Annotated in this window: 15 protein-coding genes; 11 read left to right on the top strand and 4 right to left on the bottom strand. The window is 59.2% G+C overall.

What is annotated here, in order from left to right; translation table 11 throughout:
* Nucleotides 1-53 precede the first annotated feature (53 nt).
* Together paaK and FB556_RS02355 are read right to left on the bottom strand one after the other, a co-directional pair.
* Nucleotides 54-1,418 carry a phenylacetate--CoA ligase PaaK gene (gene paaK, locus FB556_RS02360; protein WP_141864394.1) on the bottom strand — a complete coding sequence of 455 codons (1,365 nt, stop codon included), beginning with the start codon at nt 1,416-1,418 and terminating at the stop codon, nt 54-56.
* 36 nt (nt 1,419-1,454) lie between these two features.
* Nucleotides 1,455-1,934 carry a hotdog fold thioesterase gene (locus FB556_RS02355; RefSeq protein WP_141864392.1) on the bottom strand — a complete coding sequence of 160 codons (480 nt, stop codon included), beginning with the start codon at nt 1,932-1,934 and terminating at the stop codon, nt 1,455-1,457.
* 298 nt (nt 1,935-2,232) lie between these two features.
* On the opposite strand from FB556_RS02355, the gene paaA reads away from it, so the two are divergent.
* The 9 genes from paaA to FB556_RS02310 all read left to right on the top strand — a co-directional run bounded on the left by paaA (nt 2,233) and on the right by FB556_RS02310 (nt 11,004).
* A complete protein-coding gene (gene paaA, locus FB556_RS02350; protein ID WP_141864390.1) occupies nt 2,233-3,243 on the top strand; it encodes a 1,2-phenylacetyl-CoA epoxidase subunit PaaA in 1,011 nt (336 codons plus the stop codon).
* 6 nt (nt 3,244-3,249) lie between these two features.
* Nucleotides 3,250-3,549 carry a 1,2-phenylacetyl-CoA epoxidase subunit PaaB gene (gene paaB, locus FB556_RS02345; RefSeq protein ID WP_141864388.1) on the top strand — a complete coding sequence of 100 codons (300 nt, stop codon included), beginning with the start codon at nt 3,250-3,252 and terminating at the stop codon, nt 3,547-3,549.
* Entirely contained in the window at nt 3,546-4,379 is an 834-nt protein-coding gene (gene paaC, locus FB556_RS02340; RefSeq protein ID WP_141864386.1) for a 1,2-phenylacetyl-CoA epoxidase subunit PaaC, read from the top strand. Before paaB ends, paaC begins: the two co-directional genes overlap by 4 nt.
* Entirely contained in the window at nt 4,379-4,894 is a 516-nt protein-coding gene (gene paaD / locus FB556_RS02335; RefSeq protein ID WP_141864384.1) for a 1,2-phenylacetyl-CoA epoxidase subunit PaaD, read from the top strand. Before paaC ends, paaD begins: the two co-directional genes overlap by 1 nt.
* Before the next feature lie 15 nt (nt 4,895-4,909).
* A complete protein-coding gene (gene paaE / locus FB556_RS02330; RefSeq protein WP_141864383.1) occupies nt 4,910-6,070 on the top strand; it encodes a 1,2-phenylacetyl-CoA epoxidase subunit PaaE in 1,161 nt (386 codons plus the stop codon).
* Between the two features lie 8 nt (nt 6,071-6,078).
* Nucleotides 6,079-6,861 (top strand): enoyl-CoA hydratase/isomerase family protein, encoded by a 783-nt coding sequence (locus tag FB556_RS02325; RefSeq protein ID WP_141864381.1) that lies wholly within the window; start codon nt 6,079-6,081, stop codon nt 6,859-6,861.
* A gap of 110 nt (nt 6,862-6,971) precedes the next feature.
* On the top strand, nt 6,972-8,210 hold the full coding sequence (locus FB556_RS02320) for a thiolase family protein (protein WP_141864379.1): 1,239 nt from the start codon (nt 6,972-6,974) through the stop codon (nt 8,208-8,210).
* Between the two features lie 31 nt (nt 8,211-8,241).
* Entirely contained in the window at nt 8,242-9,099 is an 858-nt protein-coding gene (locus FB556_RS02315) for a 3-hydroxyacyl-CoA dehydrogenase family protein (protein ID WP_141864377.1), read from the top strand.
* Nucleotides 9,100-9,486: 387 nt separating this feature from the next.
* The gene (locus FB556_RS02310; protein ID WP_211343953.1) at nt 9,487-11,004 is read left to right on the top strand and encodes an AMP-binding protein; all 1,518 of its coding nucleotides are present in this window, start codon (nt 9,487-9,489) and stop codon (nt 11,002-11,004) included.
* 49 nt (nt 11,005-11,053) lie between these two features.
* Here the strand turns inward: FB556_RS02310 and FB556_RS02305 are convergent, their stop codons facing one another.
* Nucleotides 11,054-12,559, bottom strand: a complete 1,506-nt coding sequence (locus tag FB556_RS02305) for an FAD-dependent oxidoreductase (protein ID WP_141864375.1) — start codon at nt 12,557-12,559, stop codon at nt 11,054-11,056.
* Between FB556_RS02305 and FB556_RS13845 the strand changes: the two genes are divergently transcribed.
* Together FB556_RS13845 and FB556_RS13485 are read left to right on the top strand one after the other, a co-directional pair.
* A complete protein-coding gene (locus tag FB556_RS13845) occupies nt 12,558-12,824 on the top strand; it encodes an SDR family NAD(P)-dependent oxidoreductase (protein WP_211343952.1) in 267 nt (88 codons plus the stop codon). The genes FB556_RS02305 and FB556_RS13845 overlap by 2 nt on opposite strands.
* Nucleotides 12,775-13,047: an SDR family oxidoreductase gene (locus tag FB556_RS13485; RefSeq protein ID WP_211343951.1), complete on the top strand. Its 273-nt coding sequence runs from the start codon at nt 12,775-12,777 to the stop codon at nt 13,045-13,047. The genes FB556_RS13845 and FB556_RS13485 overlap by 50 nt, the downstream gene beginning before the upstream one ends.
* 23 nt (nt 13,048-13,070) lie before the next feature.
* Here the strand turns inward: FB556_RS13485 and FB556_RS02295 are convergent, their stop codons facing one another.
* A complete protein-coding gene (locus FB556_RS02295; protein WP_141864373.1) occupies nt 13,071-14,156 on the bottom strand; it encodes a hypothetical protein in 1,086 nt (361 codons plus the stop codon).
* Between the last annotated feature and the right edge of the window lie 12 nt (nt 14,157-14,168).

Genomic DNA, 14,168 nt, shown 5'->3' with positions numbered 1-14,168 from the left:
CTCCTGAGGGGCGAAGGATGCGGTTAGCACGTCAAAAGTCATGAGCCTACTGGCTAGCTCTGCTCGCGGAGGTCGTAGATGCGACGGAGTTTACCTGACGAGCGGGCCAGGGTATTGGGCTCTGCGATCTCGATCTTACAGGAGCAGCCAATGCGGGTCTTGATCTGGGCCAACAGTTCACGACCGCCTGCTTCGGCTGCTTCTGTGGTGGCGTTTTCGCGACGTTCGATCTTGATGGTGAGCTCATCCATGCGATGTGGACGGGTGATCTCCAGTGTGAAGTGCGGGGACAGGGTCTCAATCTCCAGAGCAATCTCTTCGATCTGGGTCGGGAAAATGTTGACACCGCGCAGGATAATCATGTCGTCGGATCGGCCGGTGATGCGGTTCATGCGGCGGTGGCCTGGGCGAGCGGTGCCTTCCGACAGGCTGGTCAGGTCGTGGGTGCGGAAGCGAATGATCGGCAGGGCTTCACGGGTCAAAGTAGTGAACACTAGCTCGCCGGATTCGCCGTCGGCCAGGACGTTTCCGCTGATCGGGTCAATAATCTCCGGGCGGAAGTGGTCTTCCCAAATGTGGCAACCGTCTTGAGTCTCGACAGCTTCTCCGGCGACACCAGGACCCATGAGTTCGGACAGGCCATAAATATCGCACGCTTTGAGGTCGTAGAGCTCTTCGATTTCCTTGCGCATTCCCTCGGTCCAAGGTTCGGCACCCAAGACGGCGACCTTCAGGGACGTATCGCGCGGGTTGATGCCAGCTTTGGCGAAACCGTCAGCCAGTGCGAGCAGGTAAGTGGGGGTGCACAGGATGACTTCTGGTTGGAAGTCGGTGATGATCTGGACCTGTTTGTCGGTCTGACCGCCGGACATCGGGACGACTGCACAGCCGAGGCGTTCAGCACCGTAGTGTGCGCCGAGCCCACCGGTGAACAGGCCGTAGCCGTAGGCGTTGTGGACTTTGTATCCGGCTTTGACACCTGCAGCGCGCATTGAGCGAGCGACCAGCGATGCCCACATCTCGATATCGTTTTCGGTGTAAGCAACCACGGTTGGCTGGCCGGTGGTGCCCGAAGATGCGTGAATGCGGCGGATCTCATCCATGGGCACAGCTAGGGCCTTAAAAGGATAGTTCTCGCGCAAGAATTCTTTGTCGATATAGGGGAACAGCTGCAGGTCATCAAGTTTTTGGAAGTCGTTGGGGTGCACGCCGTGCTCATCGTAGAGCTCCCGGTATGCCGGAACGTTGTTATAAGCATGGTGCAGCGTCCAGCGCAGACGTTCGAACTGCAGGCGCTCGATTTCTTGACGGCTGTAGAGTTCCTCGGCGTCTAGCTGGTTGCGATCTGCCGGTGGGGCAGGCGGGGTCCATGGCTGGGGGATGTTGTGAGCGATGGGTGCGACGCTGTTGCTCGTCATGTGGATTGTCCTTTAGTTAATCTTGATCTGGAACTTTTATCGGCGTGGGTTTGGAATCGTGCGGGATCGACCGCGAAATTCCGCGACCAGGTTGCCCTGGTCATCTACAACGGTGATGTCGTAGAGACCGGACCGTCCTGTCGAAGCTCTCAGGTACCCGGTTGCCGTCAAGGTCGTGTTGATTTGTGGTGATGACACGAAGTTGATGTCGGAGCCCTGCGCGACCGTGATGGTGGAGCCATCACCATCGGGGTCATTGCAGGTCCATGCAAAGATGGTGTCGGCCAGCGCAAACACCATGCCGCCGTGAGCGATGTTAAAGCCATTGAGCATTTCCTCGCGGACTTGCATATGACCTTTTGCGTAACCAGGCGCGTATTCGGTGATCGTAACGCCCAGCCATTCTGAAGTCCTGTCGTGGCCCCAGGCGGGGTGATCGTTTGGACCGAATGTACCCCGGCGCACTTGTGGAGGAGTGACGGGGGCAGTGCTCGATACATCAAGCGCATGTGACATAAGCTGCTCCGGCTGTGATCTGCATAATTATTGACTGACCATTCATACGGTAACGATAAGTGTGACGTGCGTCAAATGCTAGTTGCTGGACCCTGGTCTTTTGTGAGCGTGGAGTGTAAGGCGTGCTTTGCGCTTCTGTTCACGACAGCCTTGCGCCTCCATGGCGACACGGGCACCGTAGGGGTAAGTGGTGAAGTTGCGCACCTCACGTTGGTCGCCTATACTGACTGAACGTTCGGTATTTCACCGCTTGTGAAGTAGTAGAAACCAGAAAGTAATCCGTCGCGAGGTGTCTCTTATGTCAACTACGTCAATACACTCCGATGCTCCAGTCGCCGATCTCGACGAGCAACGGGCAGGTCAGGAGCGCTTTGACCAAATCATCGCTGAAGATTCTCGAATTGAGCCCAGCGACTGGATGCCCGAAGGCTACCGCAAGACACTGGTCCGGCAGATGTCGCAGCACGCCCACTCCGAGATTATCGGTATGCAGCCAGAAGCCAACTGGATCACCCGTGCGCCATCACTGAAGCGCAAAATGATCCTGATGGCCAAGGTCCAAGACGAAGCAGGCCACGGCCTGTATCTGTACTCGGCCACCGAAACACTCGGGGTGCCACGCGAAGAACTGGTCCGCCAGCTCCTCGACGGTGAAGCCAAATACTCCTCAATCTTCAACTACCCAGCTATGACCTGGGCCGACGTCGGAGCCATCGGTTGGCTCGTCGATGGGGCGGCCATTCAGAACCAGGTGCCACTGTGCCGTGCCTCCTTCGCACCATATGGCCGAGCCATGGTTCGGATTTGTAAAGAAGAATCCTTCCACCAGCGCCAGGGTTGGGAAATCCTCTACGAACTATCCCACGGCACCCCAGAGCAAAAAGCTATGGCCCAGGATGCAGTCAACCGCTTCTACGGGCCTGCCCTGCAGATGTTCGGTCCGCCGGACGATGACTCCCCGAACTCCCAACAGTCCATGGCCTGGAACATTAAGCGTTTCTCCAACGATGAGCTGCGCCAGCGTTTCGTGGACATGATTGTTCCACAAGCCGAGGCCCTGGGTCTGACCCTGCCGGATCCAGATCTGAAGTGGAATGAAGAGCGCGGTCACTACGACTTCGGTGAACTCGACTGGGATGAATTCATGTCCGTCATTAAAGGCAAAGGCCCGTGCAACGTCCAGCGCATGCAGCACCGTCGTGCAGCCCACGAAAATGGTGCTTGGGTCCGCGAAGCAGCAGCCGCCTACGCCGAGAAACAGGCGCGTCGTCAACAAGATGCTGCCGATACCCACCTGATTGGAGCCTAAGAAACCATGTCCCAACACAACGTTGACGCATCGTGGCCACTGTACGAAGTATTTGTCCGCTCCTCCCGCGGGCTCTCCCACGTACACGCCGGTTCGCTCCACGCCCCGGATGCCACCATGGCACTCCGCAACGCCCGCGACCTGTACACCCGTCGCAACGAAGGCACCTCGGTGTGGGTTGTGCCATCCGACGCGATCTCAAGCTCGGATCCAGATTCTAAAGGCGGGTTCTTTGAGTCTTCGCAGGGCAAAGCGTTTCGTCACGCGACCTACTACACCAAGTCTGAAGGAGTGAAGCACCTATGAGTTTCGCAAGTTCTGATTCCGCAACTCGCCAGTCCGCTGGTAACGCGATCACCCCGGAAGATATCATTGCCTCGGAAAACAAGGCGCCTGAAGATGTGGCCACCTACGCGATGTATCTCGGCGACGATGCCCTGATACTTGCCCAGCGTCTGGGCTATTGGATCTCGCGCGCACCAGAAATGGAAGAAGACGTCGCCCTGGCAAATATTGCCCAGGACCAGTTGGGTCATGCCCGCTTCCTGCTGTCCTACGCGGGATCCGCATGGGGTAAAACCGAAGACGAACTGGCTTACTTCCGTGACACCCACGAATTCTACTCGTGTCGGCTAGTCGAACAAGAAAACGGCGACTTCGGGCAAACCATCGCCCGCCAGTTGATCTTTGCGACCTACCAGTATGAACTGTTCTCCCGCCTGGTCGATTCCAAAGACGAAACCCTGGCCGCCGTGGCAGCGAAGGCACTCAAAGAGGTCATGTATCACCTCGACCACGCCGCCCAGTGGACCCTGCGTCTAGGGGACGGCACCGAGGAATCGCACCGCCGTATGCAAGAAGGCCTCTACTACATGTGGCCATACGTCGATGAACTCTTCGCCGACGATGATCTGCTGCGCGATCTCGCCGACCGCGGCATCGCCGTGCTGCCATCGACCCTGCGCGAGTCCTTTGACCAGCGCATCCAACCCATCATCGAACAAGCAACGCTTGAGATCCCCGATGTGGCCGGCGCCTTCGGTGGCGACCGCTCGGGTCGGTTCTCCGAACACCGTGGCCACATTCTGGGAGAGATGCAAGTGCTTGCACGTCAATTCCCAGGAGCAACGTGGTAATGACCGCCGCATCGACAACACTACGACCAACCGATCAGGTGGGTCAGGAACTTTGGGACGCCGTTCGCAACGTTCCTGATCCCGAAGTTCCGGTTGTGACCATCGAAGACCTCGGCATTTTGCGCGGCGTCGAACTGGTCGCCGGCAAAGCCGTGGTCACCATTACACCCACCTACTCGGGCTGCCCCGCGATGGAAACCATCTCCCGCGACGTCCAAGCAGCACTGGCTGCCGCCGGTTATCAGGACTCGGAAGTCAACCTTGTGTTGACGCCGGCCTGGACCACCGACTGGATGTCCGACGACGGGAAACGCAAACTTGAAGAATACGGGATTGCACCACCGACCGGAAAAGCCGCGGTCAACGGGCCGATCATGATACAGATGGCCGTCAAATGCCCGCAGTGCCACTCCCTGAACACCCGCGAAGTCACTCGCTTTGGCTCCACCGCGTGCAAGGCCCTGTACACCTGCAACGACTGTTTGGAACCATTCGACTACTTCAAAGTCCACTAAGGAACTCGCTGAAAAATGACTGAAACCTTGAAGGCACCCGCCCGGAGACGCGCACGGTTCAACTCGCTCACCGTCTCCGAGATTCGCCAGCTGACCGACGACGCTATTGAAGTCGCCTTCGCGATCCCCGAAGAACTCCAAGACGACTACAACTACGTGCCCGGTCAGTACGTTGCACTACGAGCAACCATCGACGGCGAAGAAGTGCGCCGCTCGTACTCAATTTGTGCGGAGCCTGTACCCGGCGAAATCCGCGTCGCCATCAAACGCGACTTTGGCGGCCTCTTTTCGACCTGGGCACACGAAACGCTCAAAGCTGGCGACACCATCAATGTGATGAACCCGCAGGGAGCCTTCACCTCGCGCATGCACTCAACCGCGCTGAATGATCCCGAAGCGATCGTCGAAGCCCACGAAAACGACGGCGGACACTTCGTTGCGATAGCCGCCGGTTCCGGTATTACCCCGATCATGTCGATTGTGGCCACCGTGCTGAAATCCACGGACAACACCACGATTGACCTGATCTATGCCAACCGGTCCGCCATGGATGTCATGTTCGCCGAGGAACTCGGGGATCTCAAAGACAAATACCCTGCTCGTCTGTCGATCCACCACGTGCTATCGCGCGAACAGCGCATCTCCCCGCTGATGTCAGGACGCATCGATGAGGAAAAACTCGACGAACTGCTCACCAACATCATCCCGGTAGAAAACGCCGTCGAATGGTTCCTCTGTGGCCCCTTCGAACTCGTGCAGATGACCCGCGACAAGCTCAAAGAACGCGGAGTCGACGAAGACGCCGTTCGCTATGAACTGTTCACCACCGGCGACCCGTCGGATGGTCCGCGCGGTCAACGCGGCCGCCCGGTCGAAGTTGATCCGAGGGGCAAGAACCGGACCATCGAATTTTCGCTCGACGGCCTGTCGTCATCGGTTGAGACCCCGGTGTCGGCCAACGAATCGGTACTCAATGCCGCCCTGCGCGTTCGCCCGGACACCCCGTTTGCTTGCGCCGGAGGCGTGTGCGGTACATGTCGTGCGAAAGTGGTTACGGGGACGTTCGAAATGGACGAAAACTACGCACTGGAATCTGACGAAGTCGAAGCTGGCTATGTGCTGACCTGTCAGACGCGCCCAACCTCTGACTCCCTGACCGTCGACTTTGATGCCTAAGGATGCCCATGATCAATCTTGAGATTACCGACAACATCGCCGAGGTCACGCTCAACGCACCAGAAAAAATGAACGCGCTCGACGAGACCGCGATCAATGACCTTGGTCAGGCCTATACTGAGGCCGCCGAAGCCGGCGTGCGCGCCTTGTTGCTTCGCGGTGAAGGTCGCGGTTTCAGTGCTGGACGCGATATCTCCAATGTTGATCCAGCCGTCGACGACGCCTACGACTACCTGTCGAAGTTGGTGACTCCGGTACTGCGCCAGATGGCCGACTTCCCGGCACCCACCTTCGCCGCCGTCCAAGGCGCCTGCCTTGGTGTTGGCCTGGGCCTGGCCATTGCCACCGACGTCGTCTATGTTGCCGAAAACGCCAAGATCGGCTCACCGTTTGCCAACCTGGGTGCAACCCTGGATTCGGGCGGCCACGCACTGTTCACCGAACGCCTCGGCGCCCACCGGACCCTGGATCTGATCTACACCGCAGATCTGATGTCGGGCAAAGAAGCCGTGGAACAAGGCCTCTTCTCGCGCTGGGTTCCAACCGATGAACTGCTGGACTTCACCCGCGAAAAAGTCGCAAAAGCCGCCCAGGGCGCAACCGGTGCCTTCTTGGCCTCGCGCGAGCTGGTCGCCCAGATTCGTGACCAACGCATTGGCCTGTGGGAGTCGGTGGAACAAGAAAACATTGCCCAGGGCAAACTGTGTTCAACCGCCGACTACGCCGAAGGATTCGCTGCGTTCCAAGAAAAACGCAAACCACAGTTCACCGGTGAACTGATCACCGGATAATCGTTGGGAAGATCGCTCCCAACCTCCCTAAAACCTGCAGCTGGCTGTTGTCTTGCACAACAGCCAGCTTGTGGGTTAGCGGTCACCTAGTACGTGCACAACCAAATTTCATGCCATCTCAAAGGAGCCACGTGGTAGCAGAAGCATTCTTAGTCTCGGGTAAGCGCACCCCGGTGGGCCGTCACTCTGGAGCCTTGAGCTCCGTGCGTCCCGATGACCTGGCCGCCTTGACCATCAAAGCCGTCCTGGAAGACACCGGGATTGATCCAGCCGACGTCGATGAGGTGCTGCTTGGCAACGCCAACGGTGCCGGTGAAGAAAACCGCAACGTGGCCCGCATGGCCTGGCTGCTCGCCGGTGGCGACCAGTCCGTACCCGCGATGACCGTGAACCGTCTGTGTGCTTCGGGCATGTCCGCAATTGAAACTGCTGCTCGCATGATTGCCGTCGGTGACGCCGACATCGTCATCGCCGGCGGAGTCGAATCCATGTCGCGCGCCCCGTGGGTCCTAGAAAAACCCACCCGTGCATTCGGTCAACCCGGGCAGATGTTCGACTCTGCGTTGGGCTGGCGCTTCGTCAACCCGCGCTTTGAACACGGCGACCTGTCACGCGACGGCAAAATGACCTACTCGATGACCGAAACCGCCCAAGAAGTCGCCAACGTTGACGGCATCACTCGTGAAGAGGCCGACGAATTCGCTGTCGCGTCCCAGGCCAAAGCCGTTGCCGCACAACAGGCCGGCTGCTTTGATAGTGAAATCGTGCCGGTGGAAATCACCGACCGCAAGGGCAACGTGACCGTGGTCGATACCGATGAAGGCCCCCGCCCCGGCACTACTGTCGAAAACCTGGCGAAACTGCGCCCGGTCACCTCGCTGGGCGATGTTGTCACCGCCGGGAACTCGTCGAGTCTCAACGACGGCGCCTCGGCCATTATCGTCGCCTCGCAGAAGGCCATCGATAAGTACAACCTGACCCCGCGCGCTCGTGTCGTGGCCGGTGGCTCAGCCGGACTAGCACCCGAAGTCATGGGTCTGGGACCGGTCCCAGCCACCGAAAAGGTCCTGGCCAAAGCCGGCTGGACCGTCGATGACCTCGACGCCGCCGAAATCAACGAAGCCTTTGCCACCCAATCGCTGGCCTCGATCCGCCGCCTGGGCCTGAACCCAGACATCGTCAATACCTGGGGTGGCGCGATTGCTCTGGGGCACCCGCTAGGCTCCTCGGGGTCGCGCATCATCATTACCCTGCTGTCGCGCCTGGAAGCAGCGCAGCAGTCCCGCGGTCTGGCCACGATGTGCATCGGCGTCGGCCAGGGCGCCGCGATGCTCGTCGAACGCGTCTAAGACCCTACCCGCACAAGATTTCAGGAGCAGCATGACAAAGACTCTTCCGACTACCGTTGGCGTGTTGGGCGGCGGCCGCATGGGCGCCGGCATCGCCCACGCCTTCCTCACCTCCGGCAGTAACGTCATCGTGGTAGAACGTGATGACGATGCCGCCACCGCAGCCCGCGAACGGGTCCTGCGCGATGTAACCGGTTCCGTGGAACGAGGCAAGGTTGACGGCAACGTTGCTGACTACGAAGCGAAACTGACCGTGACCACCGAACAGGAAGCCTTTGCCGACGCCGGGCTGGTCATCGAAGCGGTGCCCGAGGATTTTGACCTGAAGGTCGCCTCGCTGCAATCGGTCGAACAACACCTGCCCGAGGATGCCTACCTGGCGACCAATACGTCATCGATGTCCGTTGATGGGCTGGCCGAACAGCTCAAGCGCCCCCACAACTTCTGTGGCCTGCACTTTTTCAATCCGGTGCCGGCTTCGAAGCTGGTCGAGGTCGTCATCGGCAAACAGACCTCCGAAGACCTCAAAGCTCTGACGACGCAATGGACCGAAGGCATCGGCAAAACCGCGGTCACTGTGACCGACGCTCCGGGTTTCGCTTCCTCTCGACTGGGTGTTGCCCTGGGGTTGGAAGCGATTCGGATGGTTGAAGAGGGCGTCGCCTCGGCCCAAGATATCGACAATGCCATGGTGCTGGGCTACAAGCACCCGATTGGTCCGCTGGCACTGACCGATATTGTCGGACTCGACGTGCGCTTGGGCATTGCCGAGTACCTCGAAGACAAACTCGGCCCGCGCTTTGCGCCCCCACAGCTCATGCGTGACATGGTGGAACGCGGCGAACTGGGCCGAAAAACCGGTAAAGGTTTCTACACCTACACCGATTAATCACCACACATTGCAACAGCCGGGCACGGACCACAGGGTTCGTGCCCGGTGTGGTTAAGCACAGTTGACGCGGCGCGCTCTCGGTGGACTCGGCCAGATCGGCACGGGCATGCGTGGAAGCCACGATCGAAACCTATTCGGTGATCTTAGGTGAAAGTGCAGCTGTACGGATCAATGGGTGGTTTCCAAAGAAGATATTGCGGAAATCATGAAGTGAATTGCTTCCGGAAACCCGGCCCCTCGGCTAACTACGATCGATTTTGAGGAAATCCCCGGGGGCGTCCCACACTCGATCTGTGCCCTTGGGGTGGCACTCCACGCATTGTGTCTGCTCGTGGTGATTTGTAAGCTACCAAGCAGTACATTCATAACTGAACGGACGGATACGTGTTGGCCCCAGCATCATTCGACAGCATTTATGCTGCCTTTCTTGACCGCGTCGAACACCATCCCGATAAGCCGGCCGTTGAGCTTCCCCATGGCGGCTACATCACCTACCACGATGTGCTGACCGATGCCCAGCGCATCGCGCACCTGCTGACCCAGGCCGGGGTGAAACCGGGCGATCGAGTGGTCTGCCAGGTCAAAAAGTCCGTTCGCGCGGTAGCCGCATATCTTGCAGTGTTGCAAATAGGTGGCATCTACGTGCCACTGAATACCGCCTACACTGGTGTCGAACTGCAATATTTTCTCGACGACGCCGAACCTGCCGCCGTGGTGGTTGACCCCGCTGATACAGCTGGAGTGCGCGATATGATCCCGTCGGCGGCAATCTTCACGCTCGATGGCGTAGGGAACGGCACTTTGAGTGCCTGCGAAACCAAACTCACGGCCCACGTAGCCGTGACTGCTGCAGACCCGGCCGCGATTCTCTACACCTCAGGAACCACCGGCCGATCGAAAGGTGCGGTGCTCACGCACGGCAACTTGGCCAGCAACTGTCAAGCGTTACTCGAGGCATGGGAATTTACCGGCGACGATCGGCTTATCCACGCGCTGCCAATCTTCCACATCCACGGGCTGTTCGTGGCAATCAATATGAGTCTGACGGCTGGGGCCACGATGCTGTGGATGAACGAGTTGGACGTTGATGGCATCATAGATCGTTTTGCTAACGCAACCGTGTTGATGGGTGTGCCAACGTTCTATACCCGGCTTCTGGCTTCCAACCGACTGACCCCGAAGGCGGTAGCCAATATGCGGTTATTCGTTTCTGGGTCGGCACCGCTACTCAGTGCTGATTTTGAGGCGTTCTACGAGCGCACCGGTCACCATATTTTAGAGCGCTATGGCATGACAGAGACCGGGATCAACACGACCAATCCGTGTCGGGGTGAACGTCGGCCGGGCAGCGTTGGTCAGCCCTTACGGGGCATCGAAGTCGCCGTGGTCGACGCCACGACCGGGGAACCGCTGTCTGACGGGCAGGTCGGTTCGATTGAAGTGCGCGGGCCGAATGTGTTTGACCGGTACTGGCGCAATCCAGAAAAGACTCGCGAAGAAAAGCGTGACAACGGGTTCTTTATCACCGGCGACCAGGGCTTCTATGATACCGAAGGTTATTTACACATCTCGGGCCGGTCAAAGGACATGATTATCTCCGGCGGGTACAACGTCTATCCCAAAGAAGTTGAACAGCTGCTGGATGAACACCCACTGATCGCTGAGTCGGCTGTGATCGGCGTCCCGGATGCTGATTTGGGGGAGGGTGTGCTCGCGGTCGTGGTAGCACGCAATGGACAAGCCCCCGATGCAACGGAATTGACCGGCATGCTGAGCGATCAGCTCGCCCGTTATAAACAACCGCGTGCCTACCGAGTGGTCGAGCAGCTGCCGCGCAATGTGATGGGTAAAGTACAAAAAGCCCAGTTGCGCGAACAGTTTGCCGAGGTCTTCGCGTTATAAAAGGTTAGGACCAGCAGCTAGAGACCGTCTCCTGAACGAGACGGCGTCCTCACTCGTTGAGCAAGTCCTTCTTATCCGCCAGGGGCGTTTCCGCTGGACCATTGACCACGGAACCATCCGGCAAGAACTTTGAGCCGTGACAGGGACAGCCCCACTGGGAGTTCGATTTGTTCCAGAGCACGATGCCGCCTAGGTGGGTGCACACCGCCGAGACGACATTGAGCTCCCCGTGGTTGTCTCGGTGCACGGCCAGTTGCTCTCCACCGCTGCATACGACGGCCGCGTCGCCCGGGGTCAGCTGACCGATGATCTCGTTCGCGTCGCGATCGGTGCCGCTGCTGGTGCGTGCAGAGATTAATGCGCTGTCGACACCGGAAAGTTCGCGGGCCGGGTCGAAGATGTCACGGTATTGGCTGGTCACCTGCTCTTGGGTGATGGCGTCGCGGATGATGGCCGCAGCCACACCGGCAGTCGTGAGTCCCCAGCCTCCGAAACCCGTGGCGATATAGAGTCCGTCGTCGGCCAGCGATCCGATGAGCGGGAGGCCGTCGGCGGTGGAGTAGTCCTGTGTTGTCCACCGATATTCGGCCTCGCCGACGTCGAAATGTTCGCGCGCCCACCCCTCAAGGTCGTCGTATGGTTCATCCCCGATGTTTGGGTTCTCAACATATGCACCGCCAGTAACTTGCAGCAGCGGACCTTCGGGACGTTCGATAACGCGCACCGAGCGCATCGGGCGATCGTAAGAGATCAGCACGCCCTCGGGAATGGTCTGTCCGTTGCCTAGCGGCATAGCGACCACGAATCCTTGATGGCAATACATCTGCTCGAACAGATTGCTGCCGACGCCGGCCGTAGGGGTCAGGGCTGCCACGATGACGTTGTCTGCGCGCACTTGCCCTTCTTCGGAGCTGACCGTCCACTGATCATCAAAGCTCATCTCGTTCGCACTGGTGGACTCAAAGATCTGCACCCCGCGCTCGGCGAGCACTTCCGCGAGCCGGATGAGCAGCCGCCGTGGATGCAGCTGAGCCTGGTCGGTAAACCGCACGGCACCGACCGTCTCGAACGGGACGGGGACGTCCGTGGTGAACGATGCCGGAAGTCCAGCGTCCTGCGCCGCTTGAGCTTCGGCGCGCAGCGCCTCGACACTACTAGGAGCCGTGCCGTAGACATAGGCGTCGGTTGTCTGGATGGCTTCTTCGATTTGCAGCTCCGCGGCGATATCGCGGATGCGCTGCAGTGCATCCTGGTTCGCCTGAGCGTAGCTACGGGCGACATCGGCGCCGAGCTCCTGAGATAGGCGAGCATAGCGGGCTCCGTGCTGTGAGGTGAGTTTCGCCGTCGTATGGCCAGTGACAACTGAAGCTAGGCGCTCAGCCTCAAGGATTGCCACGCGTTGACCTGCTTCGGAAAGTTCGAACGCGGTCAACAGACCCGTGATACCTCCGCCGATAATACAGACATCGACGGTTATGTCGTCCTGCAGTGTGGGGTAGGAGGTGGGCGGTACCGACTCCATCCAGTACGAGTTTCCGGCTTTTACGGGGCTCATGGCATGCCCTTTCGTCAGAATTTCACGTCAGTGGGGCAATACTAACACCGCACAATTCCAGGGCCTAGGGCTAAGAGATCGAGACATTTGCTCGAGCGTCGCAACGGGCGCGAACCAGGCCGAAGAGGACTTCGACAGCACTCTCGACATTGACCTCAAGGGCGTGTTCTTTTGCCTGGAGTATGAGATTGAGGCCATGTTCAAAACTGGCGGCGGTGCCATTATCAATGCCGCTTCCGTTGCGGGCCTCATTGCTGACCCCTGATATGGCCCTCTACGTAGTCGCGAAGCGCGGCGCCGTTGGGCTGACCCGTTCGGCTGCTTATGACCATGGCAAAGACGGCATCCGCGTCACCTCCAACAGCTTCTTGAGCAAGGCCGCATCCCCGGAAGAGATTGCTGGCATGGTGCTGTTCCTGGCTAGGGATCTGGCCGGATTCGCTACCGGTGGCGTGTATACCGTCGACGGCGGTCAGACCGTGCGTTAACCCGCACCGGCGCATGTGCGCGTTCAGAGAGTCGCAAGTTCTGCAACGGCCAGCGAGAGATATTGGCAGAGATCCTGATGAGTCACCATGCCCGACTTCCGGAATAGGACCAGACTACTCTCGGCACTGCTGCCCCCGTCGGTGTGTGAGGTGATACCAAGTTGGCCGTTTCGCCATCGTGTCGGACGCTGTAAGGATGCCCGCAGGCCCCGATGCGCTGCGCGAATCTGAGTGTGGCCGTGTTCTAAAAGCTCGGTGGCCGCTACTGTCACGGCGTCATCGAGCCAACCAGTGAGACGCAGGGTCACCCGATCCTGGGGCGCAGCTGGCAGCGCTTCAAGCGTATGATCGGCGAGCACCTGATCTACCAGTGAGACCGGCCCCGCCAGATAAGTCCAGGCAAGGTCTATTTCGGAAGCTACGCACCAGCTGTGGTCTGCAGGCCACCACAGATTGGGCGTTTGCTGATACTCCTCAAGGAATAACAGCGCAGCCTCGACTGGGCCGGTGTAGAGCAGGTAGGTACGCTCCGGCAGCTCAACCCGGGGTCCATCGCGTACTTCGATGGGCACCGGATCGATAGGTGGCGCCGACTGATGTGCTGGTGCCCCTTCGCCGATGAGCTCGAAGCGGGCGGCGTCGTCCCAGCCGTACCCATCCCACAGAGCGAACCAACAATGTTCGGGACTCGTGGTGTGTTCCCGGAGGGTTGACACCAGGTGCGCAGCGTCCGAGGCATCCAGTGCGCCTTCGGTTGGCCCAGCACTATCCCATGGAGCCGGACCCGCTGGTCGCTGGCGTGGCAGCGCGATGTCATGGAACTGTACGTCGTTGGTCACGGGCATCTGGCTCCACGCGGCGACATGTGACCATCTGACGAGTTCTTCGCCTTTCTGGACGGGGTGGAGCAGTCGAGTATGGGATTCAAAGCCCTCCGGAATAACGGACCGTACTGTGCCCTCGTCGAATGGGGCTAACTGGGCGGCAATCCAATCGGCCGCGAGCACCGCGGTGCTCCATCCTAGCTGTGGATCGCTGATGACAAGCCTCCTATCGACCGAAGTCACTGCCTTGACGTAACGAGTTGGCAATACCGTCGCATGGACCATCAATAATCCATG

The sequence above is a fragment of the Enteractinococcus coprophilus genome (assembly GCF_006716305.1).
Lineage (GTDB): Bacteria > Actinomycetota > Actinomycetes > Actinomycetales > Micrococcaceae > Yaniella > Yaniella coprophila.
The sequence above is the reverse complement of the archived record's forward strand: the minus strand, read 5'-3'. Positions and strand labels throughout refer to the sequence as shown.